The sequence below is a fragment of the Arthrobacter sp. SO5 genome (assembly GCF_020532805.1).
GTDB lineage: Bacteria > Actinomycetota > Actinomycetes > Actinomycetales > Micrococcaceae > Arthrobacter.
In genome coordinates this window covers 14,846-34,355 of record NZ_MQTQ01000104.1, presented here as the reverse complement: position 1 = coordinate 34,355, position 19,510 = coordinate 14,846, and the positions used below count along the sequence as shown (strand labels likewise).

20 protein-coding genes and 1 pseudogene are annotated in these 19,510 nt (G+C 64.8%); 6 read left to right on the top strand and 15 right to left on the bottom strand.

Annotated elements, in window-relative coordinates; translation table 11 throughout:
* Window positions 1–827: 827 nt before the first annotated feature.
* Window positions 828–1,457: a DUF2306 domain-containing protein gene (locus tag BJG92_RS17985; protein ID WP_232085339.1), complete on the bottom strand. Its 630-nt coding sequence runs from the start codon at window positions 1,455–1,457 to the stop codon at window positions 828–830.
* A gap of 50 nt (window positions 1,458–1,507) precedes the next feature.
* A complete protein-coding gene (locus BJG92_RS17980) occupies window positions 1,508–2,041 on the bottom strand; it encodes a hypothetical protein (RefSeq protein ID WP_232085338.1) in 534 nt (177 codons plus the stop codon).
* Here BJG92_RS17980 and BJG92_RS17975 point away from each other — a divergent pair.
* Window positions 2,040–2,246 (top strand): hypothetical protein, encoded by a 207-nt coding sequence (locus BJG92_RS17975; RefSeq protein ID WP_232085337.1) that lies wholly within the window; start codon window positions 2,040–2,042, stop codon window positions 2,244–2,246. The two genes, BJG92_RS17980 and BJG92_RS17975, sit on opposite strands and share 2 nt — an antisense overlap.
* Window positions 2,247–2,323: 77 nt before the next feature.
* On the opposite strand, the gene BJG92_RS17970 is transcribed toward BJG92_RS17975, so the two are convergent.
* On the bottom strand, window positions 2,324–3,775 hold the full coding sequence (locus tag BJG92_RS17970) for a LuxR C-terminal-related transcriptional regulator (RefSeq protein WP_232085336.1): 1,452 nt from the start codon (window positions 3,773–3,775) through the stop codon (window positions 2,324–2,326).
* 455 nt (window positions 3,776–4,230) lie between these two features.
* On the opposite strand from BJG92_RS17970, the gene BJG92_RS17965 reads away from it, so the two are divergent.
* Entirely contained in the window at window positions 4,231–4,578 is a 348-nt protein-coding gene (locus BJG92_RS17965; RefSeq protein WP_232085335.1) for a hypothetical protein, read from the top strand.
* 786 nt (window positions 4,579–5,364) lie between these two features.
* Here BJG92_RS17965 and BJG92_RS18490 read toward each other — a convergent pair.
* Window positions 5,365–5,490, bottom strand: coding sequence for a hypothetical protein (locus BJG92_RS18490; RefSeq protein ID WP_269462153.1), 126 nt, complete (start codon window positions 5,488–5,490; stop codon window positions 5,365–5,367).
* Window positions 5,491–5,862: 372 nt separating this feature from the next.
* The gene (locus BJG92_RS17960; RefSeq protein ID WP_232085334.1) at window positions 5,863–7,203 is read right to left on the bottom strand and encodes an APC family permease; all 1,341 of its coding nucleotides are present in this window, start codon (window positions 7,201–7,203) and stop codon (window positions 5,863–5,865) included.
* A 128-nt stretch (window positions 7,204–7,331) separates the two neighbouring features.
* Between BJG92_RS17960 and BJG92_RS17955 the strand changes: the two genes are divergently transcribed.
* On the top strand, window positions 7,332–7,790 hold the full coding sequence (locus BJG92_RS17955) for a universal stress protein (RefSeq protein WP_232085333.1): 459 nt from the start codon (window positions 7,332–7,334) through the stop codon (window positions 7,788–7,790).
* A gap of 19 nt (window positions 7,791–7,809) precedes the next feature.
* Here BJG92_RS17955 and BJG92_RS17950 read toward each other — a convergent pair whose 3' ends face one another.
* From BJG92_RS17950 to BJG92_RS17940, 3 genes and pseudogenes are all read right to left on the bottom strand, one after another.
* A complete protein-coding gene (locus tag BJG92_RS17950) occupies window positions 7,810–8,982 on the bottom strand; it encodes a cation:proton antiporter (RefSeq protein WP_232085332.1) in 1,173 nt (390 codons plus the stop codon).
* A gap of 75 nt (window positions 8,983–9,057) precedes the next feature.
* Window positions 9,058–9,415, bottom strand: a pseudogene (locus BJG92_RS17945) (universal stress protein).
* 300 nt (window positions 9,416–9,715) lie between these two features.
* On the bottom strand, window positions 9,716–10,093 hold the full coding sequence (locus BJG92_RS17940) for a MerR family transcriptional regulator (RefSeq protein ID WP_374199831.1): 378 nt from the start codon (window positions 10,091–10,093) through the stop codon (window positions 9,716–9,718).
* A 185-nt stretch (window positions 10,094–10,278) separates the two neighbouring features.
* Between BJG92_RS17940 and BJG92_RS17935 the strand changes: the two genes are divergently transcribed.
* The gene (locus BJG92_RS17935; protein ID WP_232085330.1) at window positions 10,279–11,802 is read left to right on the top strand and encodes a SulP family inorganic anion transporter; all 1,524 of its coding nucleotides are present in this window, start codon (window positions 10,279–10,281) and stop codon (window positions 11,800–11,802) included.
* Window positions 11,803–12,019: 217 nt separating this feature from the next.
* Here the strand turns inward: BJG92_RS17935 and BJG92_RS18485 are convergent, their stop codons facing one another.
* Window positions 12,020–12,937 carry an HAD-IC family P-type ATPase gene (locus tag BJG92_RS18485; RefSeq protein WP_269462152.1) on the bottom strand — a complete coding sequence of 306 codons (918 nt, stop codon included), beginning with the start codon at window positions 12,935–12,937 and terminating at the stop codon, window positions 12,020–12,022.
* A complete protein-coding gene (locus BJG92_RS18480) occupies window positions 12,883–13,116 on the bottom strand; it encodes a hypothetical protein (protein ID WP_269462151.1) in 234 nt (77 codons plus the stop codon). The genes BJG92_RS18485 and BJG92_RS18480 overlap by 55 nt, the downstream gene beginning before the upstream one ends.
* A gap of 65 nt (window positions 13,117–13,181) precedes the next feature.
* Here BJG92_RS18480 and BJG92_RS17920 point away from each other — a divergent pair, with 65 nt between their 5' ends.
* Complete coding sequence (locus BJG92_RS17920) at window positions 13,182–13,427, top strand: lipopolysaccharide assembly LapA domain-containing protein (protein WP_232085329.1); 246 nt, start codon at window positions 13,182–13,184, stop codon at window positions 13,425–13,427.
* A 158-nt stretch (window positions 13,428–13,585) separates the two neighbouring features.
* On the opposite strand, the gene BJG92_RS17915 is transcribed toward BJG92_RS17920, so the two are convergent.
* The 5 genes from BJG92_RS17915 to BJG92_RS17895 form a co-directional block, all read right to left on the bottom strand.
* Complete coding sequence (locus BJG92_RS17915; RefSeq protein ID WP_232085328.1) at window positions 13,586–14,953, bottom strand: DUF2254 domain-containing protein; 1,368 nt, start codon at window positions 14,951–14,953, stop codon at window positions 13,586–13,588.
* A 193-nt stretch (window positions 14,954–15,146) separates the two neighbouring features.
* Window positions 15,147–17,267 carry a copper-translocating P-type ATPase gene (locus BJG92_RS17910; RefSeq protein WP_232085327.1) on the bottom strand — a complete coding sequence of 707 codons (2,121 nt, stop codon included), beginning with the start codon at window positions 17,265–17,267 and terminating at the stop codon, window positions 15,147–15,149.
* A 74-nt stretch (window positions 17,268–17,341) separates the two neighbouring features.
* Window positions 17,342–17,656 (bottom strand): heavy-metal-associated domain-containing protein, encoded by a 315-nt coding sequence (locus tag BJG92_RS17905; protein WP_232085326.1) that lies wholly within the window; start codon window positions 17,654–17,656, stop codon window positions 17,342–17,344.
* Between the two features lie 342 nt (window positions 17,657–17,998).
* Entirely contained in the window at window positions 17,999–18,571 is a 573-nt protein-coding gene (locus BJG92_RS17900) for a sulfocyanin-like copper-binding protein (RefSeq protein WP_232085325.1), read from the bottom strand.
* Entirely contained in the window at window positions 18,568–18,774 is a 207-nt protein-coding gene (locus tag BJG92_RS17895) for an SHOCT domain-containing protein (protein WP_232085324.1), read from the bottom strand. Before BJG92_RS17895 ends, BJG92_RS17900 begins: the two co-directional genes overlap by 4 nt.
* A 481-nt stretch (window positions 18,775–19,255) precedes the next feature.
* Here BJG92_RS17895 and BJG92_RS17890 point away from each other — a divergent pair.
* The coding region (locus BJG92_RS17890) for an IS3 family transposase (protein ID WP_232085323.1) at window positions 19,256–19,510 on the top strand (255 nt) is incomplete at its 3' end.

Genomic DNA, 19,510 nt, shown 5'->3' with positions numbered 1-19,510 from the left:
TTTTAGTGCTTTTTTCGTGTGGACAGTGTCCACACTCTCGCCTCTGATCGGATGTTCCGGGTGTGTGGGGTCCCGGAAGCGTCCTATTCGGTTATGGGGGAGCGGCTGCCTACGGCGGACCGGGTACCGCCCTGTGGGGTTCCCTTCTAGGTGTTCATCCTCGTTCGTCCTTTCCCTTTGGTTTTCGCGTTCACCACTTCATGGTGGCCAGGGCCGCGTACAACATGACTTGCTGATTATTCTTGAGATCGACCCAAGGTTTGCGGCCGGTCCGGAACTTCCGCTCTGGTACCAGTTCATGCAGGAATGCGGTGGGAACGGCATGACATGGCCACTAATCCGGAGCAAACCACGAGCTAGCTGAGCCTCGCCAGTCGGTTGGCGGGGCGGCTTCGGGTTCACTCGCTGATCCAGTAAACGCTGTCCATAACTTGCCCGTTTTGCTCAGCAACCGATTGGATCGTCTCCACCTTGATTTCACGCCCGGCATCGTTGGGCTACCTATCATTTCTCGTGCGACGGTGCATGATCACCTACGTCGCCTCGGACGTAGCTAAGTGTTTCTCCTTCCCCAGAGATGGCTCCACAGGAATCGCTGCCGCTTTGGTCCTTTGCGTCGAGGGGCTCCAAGGAAATAAGGAGGATGCCGAGGTCACGAATCTTTGTCAGCACCCCGTGCAGGGCAGCTTGGTCAGTCACGGGCCCGCTGAGGCTTGTCGTTCCGTCATTTTCGCGGGCCAAGGATAGGCAATCGAACCAGGCCGACCAATGGTCGCCGAGATGCCCCTCGACCCGAAACCGGTAGCCGTAGGGTACGTGGGAACCAGTCATGAGATCCGGGCCTTGCCCGGTGTCCTGACTGTTCGGTTGCCACCGCCGCGAATGATGAGCTCCGCTGCAACGAGATTCAGGGCCCATCCGGCGCCCAGCATGAGGTCCGTGGTGAGTTCGCTGACGCCGAAGGCTGCGTTACCAATGCCCTGGGTGAAGACCTGGGTGCCTGCGCCGAGAGCCAGCGCGTAAGCACGTGTCATCCAGGCCCGATGAAGTACGACGTCGGCGCGGCGGATGGCCGCGAAGCCGAGGATGATGCTGGCCGCCATGCCGGAACCGAAGGTCAGCCGGAATATGTAGGCGAGTTCCCCGGTGCCGGGCTGCCGGGGATAAAACTGCGTCATCCACAGCGCGGAGAACGCAACGGCCAGTCCCAGGACCATGAGGACCCGTCCGGCCGCCCGGTGCCAGACGGGCCAACGGCGTCGGAACCGGGGCGAGAATTGGAAGGCGCCCAGGACCGCGTAGGTGATCGCACTAACGATGTGCGCGACCACGGGCATGGGTGAGGCCGTCATACGGACGTTCTCGGGGATGAGCGACGGTCCGCCGGCCAGCGCGATAAGCCGCAATGAGCCGGCAAGAGCGGGGATCAGGACGAGGGCGACCAGTGCGAACGGCACCCACCCGGTCGATCGCGTCGGCCGGGCAGCCCGTGCTGCGTTGTGCAGGGTCACTTCGCGCCGGCCGGGTTGAGCGGAAAATCCGCGTTCTGGGGCAGGGATCGAATCGCCCCGGCTCGCTGGTCACGCCACAGCGAGTATCCCAGACCCATCATTGCGACGCCGGTTGGTATTGCGAACAGCCTTTCATTGACCTGCGGCAGCAAGGGGATGGCCAGAGTCGCCACGGAACCTGCGGCCAGCAGCACCGCGGCCCAGCGGGCGAGGACTTTGGTGCGGAAGAGCCCGATCCCGAACAGGAGTCCGCCGCCCAGGAATGTGGCCGCGGCGGCAAGGTTGAGGACTTGCATCAGCCCGATGTCCCCGCTCGCGTGCCCGCCCGTAAACACGGCAAAGACGTCGTTGACATATCCGGGTGCGGTGCGGGCAAGAGTCGAAAACACAACGGCCCCGATCACTTCAACACTCGTCATTAGGAGATATCCGGCGCCGAACACGAGGTACCCGATCAGGCCCAACAGGCCAGCTTCCTTCACCTGGCGCAGGTACATCCCGGTGATGCCGACCAGCGACAGCCCGGCCATGAGCACCTTCAGGCTTTGCCGGACCGCGTACTCGGTGGTGGTGGCGAACTCGGCATCGAGTTGGGGGTGGTTGATTTTGGACGCCGATGAACAGCAGGCCAGCCGCGACGGCAGACAGACCGGCCGCCCGGGTGAGTTTGGTGGTGGTGATGGACATCTTCGACTCCTGGGTCTGGGTTTTCCGCGACAGGGCGCCGGGGAATGATTCAAACCTAGGGACGGGCTGGGTGAGCAGGCATCACCCCATGATGTGAGTGACAGGGTGAGATTTGGCTTTGCCGGTTATGTGAGGCCCCGGTCGCGCCCCTGGCGGACCGCGGCCCGCCGCGTGGTGACGGCAAGCTTCGCGAAAATGTGCTTCGTGTGGGTGCGGAGCGTGTTGGGTGAGATGAACAGCGCCTGGGCGATCTCCGGGCCACTCAGCTCGCTATCGAGAAGCCGGAGCACCTGCAGCTCGCGCCCGCTCAACTTCTCTTCCGCCGACGAGGCCAGCCGGTACCCCTGAACAGGGACGTGCTCTTTGGGCCGCGAAGCCAGGGTGAGCAGCCGCTGGGGGTGGTCCTCGGCCACTCCAGGATCGGCGGCATCCCGCAGCAGCTCCATCATCGGCGTCCCCTCGGCTAAGAAGAGCCCGGCGTACCCGCCGGGTTCGGATGCCTCCGAGAATGCCAGGCCAAGCATCCCGCGGGCCTGCTCCCGATGTCCTTGAACGGCCTGGCATAGAGCCTGCAGCATGCGGATCTCCACCACGCTGCCGGCGCGTCCGCCTGTCTCAGCGGACTCGAGTAGCCGCGCTAACAAGCGGTCCGCTTGCCTGGGCGCGCTCCCGACGGGATGTTCCCGGTGCTGCGCGATGAGCAGCCGCACGAGCGTGAGGTGATCGAACTCGCTCAAGTAGCTCGCTTCATCCGTGACTGACACCCCTCGCGCCTCGGCCCAACCGGCGGCTTCCGATGTCTTGCCTTGGACGATCCAGATCCGGGCTCTCATCGCCCCGATCGGCTGAACCTCCGGAAAGAATCCTGGCAGATAGAGCCGTTCGGCCTGGCCAAGCAGGCTGATCGCCTGGTCCAGATTCCCCTCCGCGCGGGCCGTCATCGCCCTCGCCACAAACCACCGGTAGCGGCTTTCGGTCATCGGCGCCCGCTCGAAGAACTCACCAGCGCTCGTGACATGCCGTGTTGCGGCATCGAGGTCTCCAACTTCCAGGTCAAGCCCACCCAGCCCCACCTGCAGCTCGGCCGCCGCCCGGGCGACCGACGCCCCCTCGGATTCGGCCAACCGCAACGCATCCTGGTAGAGCCGCCGCGCCCTGCCAGGCCGGCCGGCCACGAGCCACATGTCAGCGAGCACGACGGTGCTGCCGAGCGCGTCAACGAGGTTTCCGGATGCATGCAGACTCGCCACGGCCTGCGTGAACGAATCCAGCGCGGACGACAACTCCCCTTTCGCCCACGCGGCCAGCCCCAGAAACCCCGCAGCAGCGCCTCGGGCAAGATGATCGCCGGGGCCGGCCAGGGCAAGGGCGTGTCGAGCGTGCTCGGACGTTCCGGCCGCATCACCTCGCGCCTGCGCAAGGGAGGCGCGGTAGACGGCGATAGTTGCAGGCAGCGTCCGGAGCTCCTCAGTGACGGCCCAAGGCGCAACTGCCCCAGACGGTACCCCGGCCAAGGCACGTTCCGCATCCTCAAAGCGCGACTCCACCCCGTGGAGGTCACCGGAGACCATGAGCATGAATCCGAAGAAGACGCTAAGCACCGGACTGCGTCGGCGGGCAGCGCCTTCAGCCAGCCGAACAAAACTGCCTCCTGCCGGTTTCGCCGGATCATCGGCACAGCCAACTCCACCAGGCGTGCCGCTCGGCTAAAGTCACGGGCTTCCAAGGCATGCCTGACCGCTTCTTCCATGAGGTCGTTTCGCTCACACCAAGCGCTGGCGCGCTGATGCAGCAACGGCAGTAATTCAGGCTGTTCGTTGAGCAGACGCGCCCGCAGCACGTCCGCGAAGAGTTGGTGATAGCGGTACCATTGCCGCCGGTCATCCAACGGGACGATAAAGAGGTTGGCCCGCTCCAGTGCTGTGAGCATCTCCGTCCCGTCAGCGCGACCCGTCACTGCATCGCAGAGCGGCCCGCCGAAACGGTCGAGTACGGCTGTGAGCATCAGGAAGGTGCGAACGGGACCGGGTTGATGCTCGAGTACCTCTTCGACCAGATAGTCGACGACGTACCGGTCATTCCCGGCGAACCCGGCAATGAAACCGGAAACGTCCTCGCGGCCCTGGAGCGAGAGCGCTGCCAGCTGCAGCGCTGCTGCCCACCCTTCAGTACGCTGCTCCAACGCCGCGACATCTACGGCGGAAAGGTCCAGTCCTGCCACCTCGGCGAGGTAAGCAGAAGCCTCCTCAGGCGTAAAACGCAGCTCGGCTGCGCGGAGCTCGATCAGTTCTCCGCGCACCCGCCAACGGGACAGTGGCAGCTCGGGGTCCGCGCGCGTGCTGACCACGACATGGACGCGGGAAGGCAGGTGTTCCAGTAGGAAGACCATCCCCTTGGTGACCTCGTGGCTGTCAACGAGGTGGTAGTCATCGAGCACCAACCAGACATCAGCCGCCGCCATGGACAGATCGTTCAGCACCATGGTCAGAGCGGACTCGGTCGAGCCGTCTGAAGGAGTAATGAGGTCCATGGCAGATGACCCGACACCAGGCACGGCTGTTTGCAACGCGGACACAACATAGGTCCAAAAAGACGCAGGGTCACTATCGGCAGCGTCGAGCGACACCCAAGCAATACGGCGGTCGTCTTCCTGCATTCCGCCCAGCCATTCGGCAAGAAGCGTTGTCTTACCGAACCCGGCGGGAGCAGAAACTAGCGTCAATCGCGATTCAGCTCCCCGACGCAGGCGATCCAAGAGCCGGGTGCGCGTCACGACACGCGGTCGCACTTTTGGGAGGAACAGCTTTGTTGCGATCAGCGGACGTGCCATACCAACCCCGTTCCAAGTCGCACAAAATGTGGAAAAGTGCGGCAGGTGTGCACAGAAAGGTGCGTCTGACGGCGTGCAGGATACCGATGCCCAATATTACACTTTGCATTCCGCCCCTGAGCCGACCGTTGCGTGGCCGCGGATCCGAAGTTCCCGGCAGTTCAGACGCAGCGGCCCGAGATCGCCCACACCGCAGAAACCGCACCAGAGGATCGCGATGGGGAACCGGCTGCCTTAGCTGCACCAGATGGAGAATGAGCTCTCTCACCGCGGGTTACCGCACAGGCGACGCCTGCGTCTGGCCCTTCTTACGTCGGGTTGTCACAATCACGGCTATCAGCTGCCTGCCGCCAGCCAGTCGAGCACCTCGTGGCCGGGGAAAATGCGGACGTTGGGGTCGGCTCCGTTGGGCCGGTTTTGGTCTGTGCTCACTTCCTGGAAGCCATCCTGTCGGTTGGTCATGCCGGCCGCTGTTCCTATCTCCATGGGACGTTAGAAGAGGAGGTACCCGCCACCATGATGTTCGCAGGATCCCGAAGACGAGGAGCGACAGGCGCGGCGGGCCGTTCGTCGCCCTCGACCAGTTCGCCGACTGCGGCACCCACGTCGATCGCGTCTTCTGAACCGATTCAGGCCCGTCGGCGCTCCGGGCCCTGCAGTCCCGTCTGGACACCGGTGCCGATCGTGCGAAGACCGCTGGCCGGGCCGGACAGGCTGGCCCGGAACGGGACGCGCAACTATCGGAGCAGGTACCGCTGCAAGAGGGATCCTGAGGTCCCACGGGTCGGTCTTGCCCGACGCGGGCCGTGAGCTGTCTGCAGGCGTTGGGTTGGTTCACTCCGCGCCGCTTGCCGGGTCACGTTTGCGGTGCCAGACGAAGGCGGTTCGCAGGATGGAGACGGACGCCAGTGATGCGCCGATGAGCAGCAGGGTGGCCTGGTCGTGGAGGATGAGTTGGATCACCAGAACGACCAGAGCGCCGAGACAGGCCAGAAACCCGGCGCCGCTGACCACCCGGGGCCAGAACCCGGGCAGGACCCGGGCGGCGAGCAGGTTCGTGGCTCCGAAGACGGCCAGGAAGACCGCCGATCCGAAGGTCAGGAGGGCCGTGATGTCCGGCAGCATCGCGAAGGCGGCGCCGAACACCGCCAGGAAGACCAGCGCGGTGACGGGCAGGCCGGCCCGGGTTCTTGCGAACACCGTCGGCAGCTCGTTGGCCAGCGCAATCTCGTGCATCTGGCGCGCCGTGGAGAACAGGGTGGCGTTGATTGCGGAGCTCGCCGCCAGCAGCGCCCCGAGGCTTGCGATCCAATACCCGGCCGTTCCCAAGGCCGCCTGCCCGGCCGCTGCGAAGGCCACTTCCTTCTGGGCGACAATGACGCTGTCGCTGACCAGCATTTGGGAGCCGATCGTTACGGTGACGTAGACCAGCGTGACGAGCGCGACCGAGAGGTAGAGTGCCCGTGGCAGCGTCCGGCGCGGCCTGACGAGGTCATCGTAATCGTAGGAGAGCAGCTCGAACCCCTCGTAGGCGACGAAGATTGATGCCGATGCCACAATGACACCGGCCAGGCCTTTGTCATCCAACGGAGCAAGCCTCTCCGGGGAGAAGTGCGCGAACCCGATGGCGGAAATCAGGGCAAGAACCGCGACCTTGATCAGGACCACAAGGTCCTCCGACAGCGCGGAGGCGCCCACTCCGCGCAGGTTGATCCCCAGAAACACCAGCAGGATCAGGACCGCGAAACCGTTCGCAAATGCCCCCGGCAGACCAAAAGCATTTGCAGCATAGTGGCCGAAGGTGAACCCATAGACTGCCAAGGCGATCAGATATCCGAACATCAGCACCCAGGAGATGTAGGAGCCGGCGCGCGGGTACCCGGCATTATGCAAGTAGACGAAGAGGCCGCCGGAGCGTCCGGCCCGGGCCGAGAGCGCCGCGAAGGAATGCGCGGTCACCATCGCGATGGCCCCTCCGATGATAAAGCTTCCGACGGCCAGATGTCCGGCAATCGCGACGGTGACACCCAGGACGCTGAAGATGCCCCCGCCGATCATGCCCCCGACCGCCATCGCGACCGCATCATGCAGGCGGAGCTTACCCCGTCCCTTGTCCCGGCGCGCGGCTGTCTTGGGATGGAACGCCGCCTTCGGCGTCGGAGGTCCCGAATTCATATGGTGCGCCCAATCTCTATGTCAGTGACGGCCGGCTCCAGTGCCCGCGCCGACCGTAGCACTGACTCTGAACGGCGCGGGCATGTGAGGTCTAGGATGCTCCTAGAGGCCAGAGAAAGAAAAGACAAATGACCAGTACCCGTTCGTTCGTGATTGTGGTTGGTTTTGACGGTTCCGAACATTCCCAGACGGCACTGAGCTGGGCCATGGATGAGGCCCGACAGCGCAACGGGCAGCTCCGCCTGATCACAGCCTGGAACAAGCCGCCGATGGCGTGGTATCCGGCGGTGCTGGAAACGGCGGCGGGTGAAATTGCCGCCGAGGAGTCTCCGGAGCACATCGCAGGGACGTTGCAGGCTGAGGCGCTGAAGTCCGCTGCAGATGAGGGCGTGGCCGCCAGCGGGCAGGTCGTAAACAGTGATTCACCGGCGTCAGCGATACTCGACGCTGCCAAGGATGCGGATCTTGTCGTCGTTGGCTCCCGCGGGCATGGCGGATTTCCCGGTTTGCACCTGGGCTCGGTCAGCACCCAGGTCATCAACCACGCGCCATGTCCCGTCCTGGTCATCCGGCCCAAGGCCAGCTGAAGCGTGAACCGCCGGCAAACTACGGCGAGGTCGGTGGCGGGCGGCTGTCGAATTGTCTGGCGACGAGGACGTCGGTCGAGGAATGGGCAAGGATGGACAGGACAATGACCAGCGCCACGAGGTGAAAAATCTCATCAGAGCGTTCCACGCCTGATTCGAGGACGAGAAGCCCGTAGACGACAGAGGCGAACCCTTTCGGGCCGAACCACATCGCTGCGAGCTGTTCCTTGGCCGGCAGCCGTGTGCCGAGGAAGGAAACGAGCAGAGCCAACGGCCGGGCCACGACGATCGCCAGAACTGCGAAGACCCAGCCTGTCCACGCGATCTCGCCGAACAGGAACGTTGGAGTGATCAGCGCACCAAACACCAGGATGGCTGCCAGCTTCAGCAGTTCGGACACCAGTTCCCCGAACTGTTCGAATTCCTCCCGGAAGCCCGGGCCCGCGGTGGCGACCGTGATGCCGGCCGCGAACGCTGCGAGGAAGAGGTTCGCTCCCGTCACCAGGCAGATGGCAAGGACCAGCAGGCCGATGGAGACCGCCACCAGCGGTTGCAGTCCCTTCGTTGCCATCAAGAAGGGAAGGCGCTCCAGCCAGATGACGATCAGCGGGACCAGGACACCGATCAGCAGGCCCAGGGCGATTTCTTCGGCCAGAACGCCGATGCCGGCGTCCGTTCCGCCGCCGAGGGCCAACAGTACGAGGACCACGGGCAGGGCCAGCCCGTCGTTGAGTCCTGACTCGACGTTGAGTAGGTGGCGTAACCGCCCGGGAACTTCCTTGCGCCCCACGATGGCGGCCGCGAATACCGGGTCGGTCGGTGCCAGCACCGCACCGAGCAGGAAGCACTGAAGCCAGGGAAGACCCACCAAATAATGGGCCAGGAGCGCGGTGACAAGAAGTGTTAGTGGCAGCCCGAGCAGCAGCGCCCGGCCGGGCAAACGCCACGCCCTACGAAGGTCCGACAGGCCCACTTTCATTCCGTCCGTATACAGGACCGAGAACAGGGCCAGCTGGGCCAGAACCCCGACGACAGGATCGCCGGGCTGTATGGGGACGACGCCTAGCACGCCGTGTCCCAGGACGAAGCCGCCGAGAAGAAATAGCACCGCGGTCGAAAGCACCGTCCGGCTGGCCCGTTCGGAGATGAGCACACCGAGTACCAGCAGCACCGCGAAAGCGAGCGTCAGCATCGGTATCATCCGCATTCGCCCATGTGCTTGCGTGCCTCAGAATTCAGGAACCGAACAGGCTCGGGCGCACAGGAATCAGGTGGCGCTCCTGGGCCGCACAACCAGGACGGGACAGGGGACATGGTGGGCGACCTGGCTGGAGACTGATCCGAGCAGAAGCCCGGCGAACCCTTCGCGTCCCCGGGATCCCACAATGAGCAGGCCCGCGTCTTTTGGCTGCCTCCAGTAACGCCATCGCAGGGAAATCCCGAACGAGCATTCCCTCGATGTCCATACTCTCAGCAGCGACGGCTTTCAGCGCGTCGGCCTGGACACGCTCAGCGGCGTGAAAGGAGTCGTTACTGCCGCTGTCCTCCACCGTTGACGGCACCGGCAAATAGTGCCAGGCAGTGATGGCCCGGACCCTCCTTTGGCGCATGCGCGCTTCGTCCACGGCCCAGCGAAGGGCCGCCAACGACTGTTCGGAACCATCGACACCGACCACGATCAGGAATGCACCGGCAGCGTCCAATCGGCTGTCCTCTCACTTCTTCTGTCCCACAGCATCGGCCAGTGCCAGTTTGTGCCCGTCGTGCTGAGCGGTCAAGGCTCTCTTCAGCGCCGCACCCTCACAGGCCGCACCGGAAGCCCGTTCACTCGAAGGAGACGGAAGGAGGTCCGAAAAAGCTCGTCGTTCCCCAGGACAAACCCGAGGGTGAGCGCGTGCCGGAACTTCAGTCACACGCATGACTGTTCAGGGCCGGCCGCTAATACTTTGGATGAACTCGTCGGCCTGGGCAAGGTTCCGTGCCATCTTGGCCCGTTGATGGACGGCCCTTTCCAAAAACCCCGCCAGCGTCCCGGCACCCTCGGAGGCGGCGCCACCCGGGGCGGCAAGGAGGGCAAGGATTTCAGCCATCTCCTCGAGCGAGAAACCGAGGGGCTTCATCTGCTTGATGACCATGAGGCGTTCGAAATCATCCTCCGTATACACGCGGAAGCCACCGTCGGTGCGTGCCGTGGCGGGCAGGAGCCCGACGTCGTCGTAGTGGCGGATAGTGCGTAGGGACAGGCCTGTCCGCTCCGCCAGTTCACCGATGTGCATAGTGCTGGAGCTGGTTTTTGCGGTCATGAGGCCTTCGTCCTGTTCGGAATTCAACCCTACCATCACGTTAGGGTAGGGTTTAGGTATTGGGGTGAGACCTTCAAGAGTATTCCCCCACTTTCCGGCGCTGCGCTGCGCTGCGCTGCGCCCCTCATTCATTAGCAAAACGAAGCCGCCAACCCGCGTCTTCTTGACCAGGAACGGAGCCAGCAATGGCCGTCACCAAGGCCGAACACCCCCCGGCGTTCACCCCCGAGCAGCTGCAATCCGTGCGGGGCACCCTGATGTCACCCCGCCGGCTCAAGACCGAAGTCCTCGCCGGCCTCGTCGTCGCCCTAGCCCTCATCCCCGAGGCCATCGCCTTCTCGATTATCGCCGGCGTCGACCCGCGGATCGGGCTCTTCGCCTCCTTCACCATGGCCGTCACCATTGCCTTCGTCGGCGGGCGCCCCGCCATGATCTCCGCCGCCACCGGTGCGATTGCCCTGGTGATTGCCCCGCTGGTGAAGTCCCACGGCGTCGATTACTTCGTCGCCGCGGTCATCCTCGCGGGAGTCTTCCAGGTCATCCTGGGCCTGGCCGGGGTCGCGAAGCTCATGCGGTTCATCCCGCGCTCGGTCATGGTGGGATTCGTCAACGCCCTGGCGATCCTGATCTTCATGTCCCAGGTCCCTGAGCTCCTCGGTGTCCCGTGGCTGGTCTACCCGCTCGTGGCACTGGGCCTGGTCATTGTCTTCGGCCTGCCGAAGCTGACCAAGGCTGTCCCGGCCCCGCTCGTCGCGATCGTGGTCCTGACCCTGATCACCGTGTTCGCCAGTGCCGCGGTTCCGACCGTGGGCGACAAGGGCGAGCTGCCCGATTCCCTGCCGACACTGTTCATCCCGAACGTACCGTTCAGCCTCGAAACCCTGCAGGTCATCTTCCCCTTCGCCCTTGCCATGGCCTTCGTGGGGCTGCTCGAGTCCCTCATGACGGCCAAGCTCGTCGACGACGTCACGGACACCCGCTCCCACAAGACCCGCGAGGCCTGGGGACAGGGCGTGGCGAACATCGTCACCGGCTTCTTCGGCGGCATGGGCGGCTGCGCGATGATCGGCCAGACCATGATCAACGTCAAAGCCTCCGGCGCCCGCACCCGGATCTCCACCTTCCTCGCCGGGATCTTCCTCCTCATCCTCGTCGTCGTCATGGGCGGCATCGTCTCGTTGATCCCGATGGCCGCGCTCGTGGCCGTGATGATCTTCGTTTCCGTGGCGACCTTCGACTGGCACAGCATCCAGCCCCGCACGCTGAAAATGATGCCCAAGAGCGAAACCATCGTCATGCTCGCCACCGTCATCGTCACCGTCGCCACCCACAACCTCGCGATCGGCGTCGGCGTCGGCGTCCTGGTTGCCATGGTGATGTTCGCCCGGCGCGTGGCGCACTTCGTCACGGTCGAACGGTCGGTCAAGACCATCGGCGGCCACGAAACAGCCACCTACGTCGTGGACGGCGAACTGTTCTTCGCCTCCTCCAATGACCTGTACACCCAGTTCGAATACGCTCTGGACCCCGAAGACGTGGTCATCGATATGCACGCCTCCCACCTGTGGGACGCCTCCACAATCGCCGCGCTGGACGCCATCACCGAGAAATACCACCACCACGGCAAGGACGTGAAGATTGTCGGGCTCAACGAAGCCAGCATCCTCATGCGCGAACGCCTCGGCGGCAAACTCGGCGCCGGCCACTGACGCTCGCCATGAACCCAAGACCAAGGCACTTTTCGGGAAACCAGGAGGTGCTTTGTCCTCAGGGTCTGAGGCACCTGCGGAACGGCTTTTCCGCCCGCCCGGCCATCCCCACCTGCCCCGTTGAAATCCGCTGCCGGGCAGCCTGGCGGCTAGCCTGGGCCGTTGCCGGGCAGGGCAATCGTTCATGCCCTGGCCCACACTTTTGTTGCGGTTGCCGCTATGCCGCCGTTGCGTCGTTGCGGTGTGCCCAGCGCCGGACCGCTTTTTCTGCCTCGACGATGATCAGCACGGTGGAGCCGACGGCCGCGCAGAGGAGCCATTCCCAGGCGTTCAGCGGCGTGAGTTCCAGCAGCCCTGCGGTGACGGGCCAGGTCATAACGGCCCAGTGCAGTGCGAGGGCGGCGAGGGAAGTGTAGAGGAGCGGTTTGTTGGCCAGCAGCCTGAGCTGGCAGAGGGATTTGTTCTCGGCTCGGGAGCTGAAGACCTGGAAAAAGCTGAGCATCACGAACATGGTCAGCGCAAGGGTTCGGGCATGGATTTCGGGGTAACCGTTGTGCAGCTCCACGATGAAGCCCAGGATCACGGCCAGGGCCATCCAGGCGCCGGTGATTCCGGCCCGGAACCAGAGGGTGCGGGAGAGGATGCCGTCAGACGGGGGCCGCGGCGGGCGGCTGAGTTCATCGCCCTCCGCCGGTTCGAAGGCCAGCGCGATGTCCTGGACGCCGTTGGTGACCACGTTCATCCACAGCATCTGCACGGGGAGGAACAGCAAAGGTGTGCCGGCGAAGACGCTCAAGGTCACGGCCACCAGTGCTGCTGCCCCCGTAGAGAGCAGGAAGAACGTGGTCTTTCGGATAGCAGCGAAAGTGACCCTGCCCTCTTCCACGGCGTGCACGATGGTCACGAAATTGTCATCGGTCAGCACGACGTCGGCGGCTTCCCGGGCCACGTCGGTGCCGGATTTGCCCATCGCGACGCCAATCGCGGCTGCTTTGAGCGCCGGGGCATCATTGACGCCGTCACCAGTGACGGCCACGACCTTCCCGGCGGCCTGCAGGGCGTGCACGATCCGCAGCTTCTCTACCGGAGAGACCCGTGCCGCGACGGAAGCCTGCTCGAGACGTGCGGTGAGCATGTGGTCATCCAGGCCCGCCATTTCGACGCCGGTGAGTGCGGGCTTGTCCGTCGACAGACCGAGCCGGCGATGGCCGTCGCGGTCACCGGATGGTCCCCGGTGATCATCATGACTTTGATCCCGGCCCGCCGGCACTTGGCGATGGCCTCGGCCACCCCGGCCCGCGGTGGGTCGGTCATTCCTTCCATGCCCAGGAACGTCAGGCCGGCCGGCGCCGGCAGCGGTGCGGGCAGTTCCTCTGGTTTTGCTCATCATCTTCATCCTGCAGAACCAGGATCGCGTGACCGTGCAGTATCTGGGCGTGGCCGGCGAGCTTTCCCTGGGGATGGCGTTGTTCATTGCGGCAGTAGCGGGCGGGCTTCTGGTCGCGATCGCAGGGGCAGTACGCATTCTCCAGCTGAGAACCCAACGCCGGCGTCCGGCCGGCAGGCCGCCGGCTTCGGCTGGACCTGAGGAAACCGGCGGGCACGAACCAACGTCCGGGCCGTGAGTCGGCCGGACAAATTGTGGCCGGCTCTTCCCGCTCCGGCCTCGGATCCGGTCCGAGCCGGGAACGACACGTCTATTCATCCGTCCATGACTGTTCCTGCGGCCCGGTGTGGCGTTGGAACTCACCCGGGCCGCCGCCTCTGGACTGGCGCGGACTGCTCAGCCGGAGTGCATGGTTTCAGTTCTTTGGGCTAGGGCCAGAAGGCGTTGGCGGTCCGCGGGCGCATAGGTTCCGGTGTTGAGCGCTTCACGCATCCGGGCAACCTGTTCCAGGATCTCCGCCCGGTACCGGCCTTGGCTGTCGCACCATGAGAGCTCTTGGAGCAGTTCCAGGAGCCGTTCGGCGACGGCTGGGTCCGCTATTCCGTACAGCCGTGGCTGCGCCATGACCAGCTCCAGCAGGTCCCCTAGTGCAGGCATGGCCAGGACGACTCGCACTCTGCCCTCGTCATCGGTGAGCTGCAGGGGGCCCGGATGGCGGTTGGTTAGCCGGCACAACAGCGCGGACAGATGGCCCAGGACATGCACAGCGGTTGTTGGGTCGTTGATCCCCGGCGACAGTGCACGGGCGGCGACGTCCACGAGTTGGCGGAAACCGAAGCCGACGTCCTGAACATTGGTCCGTTCGAACCCTGTGGTGACGGCGGCGTTGGCGGCTGCCTGCAGCTTGCTGCTCGCTTCGACGGTGAGAGGGGAACCCGGGCTAACCGGCCAGACAGTGGCGAACGGAACGCCGTCGACCAGTGAGCTGCCGGGTTCGCGGTCAACCCGGATTAGTGCCCCGTTGTCCACAGCTGCCTGCACGAGGGCCCCGGCATCGAAGGACGTGAGGAACCCAGATTTTGAACGCACGATTCGGGTGCCTTTGTCTTGGCCGGGGAACTCCTCGGGCACCGCTTCGGAGCGGTCCTCAGGAAAGACCCTGTCAATGGTCTCCCGGGTTTCGGCACTGACTCTGCGCATCATCGTTTCAACACGGATTTCCCGGGTCAGGTGGGCCAGAAAGAGAACCAAACCCATCACGCTCGCTATCGCGAGCACAAAGGCAACGGTGACGGAAATTTCGGGGACAAAGGATGTCCCCCCGCTGCTTTCGGTCCGCACACTGCGAAGGACGGTCAGTGCGAAAGCGAAGGCCGCCAGGAACAAGGCCAGTGTCGCATGCACAAACCGGTCTGCTGTGAAGGTGCGCAGCAACCGGGGAGAGAACTGGCTGCTGGCCAGTTGCAGCGTCACCACTGTGAGAGAAAACGTCAGGGAAGTAACGGTGATCAGGGATCCTGAAATCGCCTGCAGTAAGGACCGGGCCGCTTCCGGGCCACCGCTGAAGAGAACAACGGCGACGCCGCCGGGAAGCTCATCATCCACTGCGGCGTCCATTGCCGGCAGGACGAAACCCAAGGCCACGGCCAGGATCACGGCGAGGGCAGGCAGTGGCCACAGCTGTGTCTTTAGGGTGTCCATCAGGCGCGCCGTACGGCCATTGCTGGCCTGCTGGCTTGCACCCGTTGAATGCGCTACAACCATCAGTTCTTCTTCTCCTGAGAGACATGGGTCCTGGGACATGTCTAACATCAACGGCCGGTGTCACCTAGCAGGGGGTTGCCGCGAACCGCGCGGCCACCTCGGGGTCAATTACCCCATCCAGACCGTGAACCTTCGGCGGGGTCTGGATGGCAATAAGGGCGCCGGCCCGGGACGGTCCCGGGCGGCTGCGGGTTCAGCGGACCCGGGCCGGGTTTAGTTTGAGCCGGCGCAGGAGCTGGGCGTTCAGGGCGACGACAACGGTGGAGATGGACATGAGGACGGCTCCGGCGGCGGGTGAGAGGACGATCCCGGCGAAGGCCAGCACGCCGGCGGCCAGCGGGACGGAGATGATGTTGTAGCCGGTGGCCCAGATGAGGTTTTGCCACATTTTCCGGTAGCTGGCCCGGGACAGGTCCAGCATGGACAGGACGGCCCGGGGGTCGTTGCCGGCCAGGACGACGCCGGCGGATTCCATTGCTACGTCGGTGCCGGCGCCGATGGCGATGCCGACTTCGGCCCGGGCCAGGGCGGGGGAGTCGTTGACGCCGTCGCCGACCATGGCGACCTTGAGTCCGCGGGCCTGCAGTTCGGCGACTTTCTTGTCCTTGTCGGCCGGGAGGACTTCGGCGAACACCTCATCGATGTTGAGTTCTTCGGCCACGGCGCGGGCGACCTGTTGGGCGTCGCCAGTGATCATGGCGACCTTGATGCCGCGGCCCTGCAGGGCCGTGACGGCCTGCCGGGATTCGGTGCGGACGGCGTCCTCGAGGCTCACGGCCCCGAGGATACGGTGCCCGTCAATGATGTGCAGGACGGCGGCGCCGCGGTCCATCCACGCCCGGGTGGCGGCGGCCAGTGCCGGCGGTTCTTCCGCTTTGAGGTCGCGGAGCAGGGCCGGACCGCCGACCTGGATGGTTTTGCCGTCGACCGTAGCGCGGACACCGCGGCCGGTCATGGACGAAAATCCGGTAGCTGCCGGAATCTGCAGGTCCTTTTCTTGCGCGGCCCGGACGATGGCCCGTGCCACCGGGTGCTCGCTGTCCGCTTCCACGGCTGCTGCCAGCGCCAGGAGCTCCTTCGGGTCCACGCCCTCGGCAGTTGCGACGTTCTTGAGCGCGGGTTCGCCCTTGGTGAGGGTCCCGGTCTTGTCGAAGAGTACGACGTCGACGGTCCGCATGCGCTCCAGGGCCATCCGGTTCTTGATCAGGACACCGGCCCGGGCGGCCTGTTCGGTGGAAATCGCGATGACCAGGGGGATGGCAAGGCCCAGGGCATGGGGGCAGGCGATCACGAGCACGGTGACGGTACGGGTGACGGCGTCGGGAATGCTGCCCAGCAGCGACCAGACGATGAACGTGATGACGCCGGCGCCGGCGGCGAAGTAGAACAGAAACGCGGCGGCCCGGTCGGCCAGGGCCTGGGCCTTCGAGGAGGAGGCCTGCGCCTCTGCGACCAGCCGCTGGATCCCGGCCAGGGCGGTGTCATCCCCGACCGCGGTGACCTGCACGCGGACGGTGTTGTCTGTGGCGACCGTCCCGGCGACGACCTTATCCCCGGGTGAGCGGAGGACGGTCCTGGATTCGCCGGTGATCATCGACTCGTCAAACTCGGCTTGGCCGTCGACGATGGTGCCGTCGGCTGGCATTCGGGCTCCGGAGCGGACCAGAACGGTGTCCCCTGCGGCGAGTTCGCTGACTTTGACGGTTTCCGTGCCCTCGGCGGTGATCCGGTCCGCCTCGTCGGGCAACAGTGCGGCGAGAGCGTCGAGCGCACCCCGTGCGGAGCCGAGGGCGCGCATCTCCATCCAGTGCCCCAGCAGCATGATCGCGACCAACAGGGCCAGTTCCCACCAGAAGTCCAGGTCAAAATCGCCGATCCCGAGGCTGGTCACCCAGGAGGCGATGAAAGCGACACTGATGGCCATGGCGATCAGCAGCATCATGGCCGGTTTCCGGCTCTTCAGCTCCTCCAGGCCACCCTTGAGGAAGGGCTGCCCGCCGTAGAAGAAGATCACTGTGCCCAGCACCGGCGGGATCCAGACCGAACCGGGGAATACCGGGGGTGTGTAGCCCAGCAGACCTCCGAACATGGGGCTGAAGAACACCACGGGCACGGACAGGGCCAGCGTCACCCAGAACCTCTTCTTGAACATCGCGACGCTGTGTCCAGCGTGCTGGCCCTGGGTGTGCACCATGTGCTCGGCGTCCATGCCGTGGGGATGGCCGGCGTGGGCATTATGTGCCTGCGCGACGGGGGACCCGCTGTGCGGAGCGCTTGGCGGGTTCTGCCGGGCGATAGGTCCGTTATGGTCCATTGTTGTGCTCCTTGGAAATTTTGCCGGTGCCGGGCGGCCCTGGGTGTGTGCCCGCCACGGCTGCGCCGCAGGGATTACTGGCCGGGCGTGAATCTGTATGCGGCGCCGGTTACGGCGTCCGGGACCGCATCCCGCCTGGCGGTCCCGGCGACCGTCAGGCAGGACGTTCCCCCGGCGACGAGCTCGACGGTCGCGGATTCCACCCCGTCCGCGGAGGCGACGGCTGTTTCAACGGTCTGGACGCAGTGCCCGCAGGTGAGTCCCTCAAGCGAGTGGACGGGCCCGCCGGCCGCGAGCGGCGCCAGTGTTCGGGCCCCCGTCGGGCAGCAGCCGCAGCCGGACTGCTCCGGGGGGTGAGGGGAAGTTCGGTCCGGGTGTTTGTTCCGCATACGTCAGCCTATTCCCTTTACGAGAAGGAGTGATGGGGCGCTGGGGTTGAACGGCTGTGACGGCCCGCGGCATTCCGCGGAGCCTGGACATACGACTTAACTGACAACACCCTTAACATACCCATAGGGGGTATACGTGGCAAGTGGGATCCGGGCATGAGGTCCCCCTCAGACAATGCGCCGACACGGGTGCCGGGTGAAACCCTGTCTACGGTGAATCCTGCGATTCCAGTCGACCGCGGGATCCACACCCAATGAAACGAAAAAGGGCTTAGCCGCTGCCGTCGCATGACCCCCCGGGCAGCGACTGTATTTGCTACGTCCTGAACTCCCCGATTGGGGCTAGGTGACCGTGAGCTGGGCGTACATGCCTGCGGCGTAGTGGCCCGGGAGGTTGCAGGCCAGTTCATAGCGCCATGGCGGCAGCGTGACAGTGACCCAGCCTGACGCGCCGGGAAGGATTCCTTGCCCCGCGCCCTCGGCGCAGGTGTTGGACGTTTCTCCGAGACTGCCGGCCTCATCGATTTTGGCGTCACCGCCGGTCGGACGGGTTCCGGGGATCTGGTCTTCAGGAAGGGGAAGGATGACCAGTTCGTGGCTGATGGTGCCCCCGTTGGTGGCCAGGAAGGACACCGTGCCGTGCGGCACCGTACTTCGGTCTGCCGTCATTCGCATGGCGCCGCCCATCATGCCGTTGCGCGGGCCCATCATGGGGCCGCCCATGTTGGTCAGTGAAACGCTGACGACCGGCCCGGGAAGATTCGGAACCGCACACCGGGCTCGGGACACAAAACCGATGCCCCCGGGATTCACAAGATTGCCCACGACGACCACCGCTATGAGCGAGAGCGCAGTCAGAAGGATCACGGCTGCGATCCCGAGGATGACCTGCCCGCGGCGGGAAAGGGTCTTCATTCCTGCCGCCTGAGTGCCGTGCGCCGTTCTGTGAACTCCTGCTCGTCGATTTCCCCGCGGGCGAAGCGCTCGTTGAGAATACGCTCGGCGTCGAGATGCAGCGGCCGCGGAGCGGCCGGTCCCTCACCAGGATGGCTGCGCCGGACCAGGAGCAGAACGACAGTGACCACCCCGCCCCAGAAAATCAGCCTCAGCACGGCCATGGCCACCCACGCCCCGACATCTCAGCCGTTCCCGTACCAGCCATCCGTCATGATTAGACCTCCTGCGACGACCCTAAGGCCTGCCGCGCCATGCGGACAGGGGCTGAGGTCCCGGGTGTGTGGGGTCCCGGAAACGGCCTATTCGGTTGTGTGGGGGAGCGGCTGGTTACGGCAGGCCGGGTGCATCCTCGCGGGGTCTCTTCTGGAGATTCGTCCTGTTCGTCCTTTCCCTTGGGTTACGCGTTCACTAATTCATAGTGGCTAGGGTCGCCTGCAACATGACTTGTTGATTATTCTTGAGATCGACTCAGGGTTTGGGGCGGTCCGGAATTCCGCTCTGATACCTGTTCATGCAGGAATGCGGAGGAACGGCATGACATGGCACTGATCCGGAGCTGATCATGAGCTGGCTGAGCCTGGCCAGTCGGTAGGCGGGGCCGGCTTCGGGGTCACTCGCTGATCCAGTAAACGCTGTCCCTGGATGTGCGCCCGGCTGGGCATTCCACGGGCCTCGTATTACCGCTGGCTGGACCACGAGGAATCACCGACCGCTGCCCGGCGCCGGGAGCTGACCGGACCGGTCAAGGCGATGTTTGATTCCTCCGACGGGATCTTTGGCCACCGCATGGTCCACACCAAACTCGCCGCCACGGGTGTGGAAATTTCCGTGGGGACGGTCGCTGCCGTCATGACCGAGAAGGGCTGGGCGGCCAAGCGGATGCGCGCCTTCAAACGC

Bases quoted from the DNA above. Each gene is read 5' to 3' on its own strand.
- BJG92_RS17950 (WP_232085332.1), bottom strand. From the start codon at position 8,982: ATGCTGACGCTCGCTTTCGCGGTGCTGCTGGTACTCGGTGTGCTCATC.
- BJG92_RS17960 (WP_232085334.1), bottom strand. From the start codon at position 7,203: ATGAATTCGGGACCTCCGACGCCGAAGGCGGCGTTCCATCCCAAGACA.
- BJG92_RS17955 (WP_232085333.1), top strand. From the start codon at position 7,332: ATGACCAGTACCCGTTCGTTCGTGATTGTGGTTGGTTTTGACGGTTCC.
- BJG92_RS18485 (WP_269462152.1), bottom strand. From the start codon at position 12,937: ATGCTCACCGCACGTCTCGAGCAGGCTTCCGTCGCGGCACGGGTCTCT.
- BJG92_RS17935 (WP_232085330.1), top strand. From the start codon at position 10,279: ATGGCCGTCACCAAGGCCGAACACCCCCCGGCGTTCACCCCCGAGCAG.
- BJG92_RS17980 (WP_232085338.1), bottom strand. From the start codon at position 2,041: ATGGCCGGGCTGTCGCTGGTCGGCATCACCGGGATGTACCTGCGCCAG.
- BJG92_RS17915 (WP_232085328.1), bottom strand. From the start codon at position 14,953: ATGGTTGTAGCGCATTCAACGGGTGCAAGCCAGCAGGCCAGCAATGGC.
- BJG92_RS18480 (WP_269462151.1), bottom strand. From the start codon at position 13,116: ATGACCGACCCACCGCGGGCCGGGGTGGCCGAGGCCATCGCCAAGTGC.
- BJG92_RS17965 (WP_232085335.1), top strand. From the start codon at position 4,231: ATGCTCGAGTACCTCTTCGACCAGATAGTCGACGACGTACCGGTCATT.
- BJG92_RS18490 (WP_269462153.1), bottom strand. From the start codon at position 5,490: ATGACCAACCGACAGGATGGCTTCCAGGAAGTGAGCACAGACCAAAAC.
- BJG92_RS17910 (WP_232085327.1), bottom strand. From the start codon at position 17,267: ATGGACCATAACGGACCTATCGCCCGGCAGAACCCGCCAAGCGCTCCG.
- BJG92_RS17970 (WP_232085336.1), bottom strand. From the start codon at position 3,775: ATGCTCATGGTCTCCGGTGACCTCCACGGGGTGGAGTCGCGCTTTGAG.
- BJG92_RS17905 (WP_232085326.1), bottom strand. From the start codon at position 17,656: ATGCGGAACAAACACCCGGACCGAACTTCCCCTCACCCCCCGGAGCAG.
- BJG92_RS17900 (WP_232085325.1), bottom strand. From the start codon at position 18,571: ATGAAGACCCTTTCCCGCCGCGGGCAGGTCATCCTCGGGATCGCAGCC.
- BJG92_RS17940 (WP_374199831.1), bottom strand. From the start codon at position 10,093: ATGACCGCAAAAACCAGCTCCAGCACTATGCACATCGGTGAACTGGCG.
- BJG92_RS17975 (WP_232085337.1), top strand. From the start codon at position 2,040: ATGAGCACCTTCAGGCTTTGCCGGACCGCGTACTCGGTGGTGGTGGCG.
- BJG92_RS17895 (WP_232085324.1), bottom strand. From the start codon at position 18,774: ATGGCCGTGCTGAGGCTGATTTTCTGGGGCGGGGTGGTCACTGTCGTT.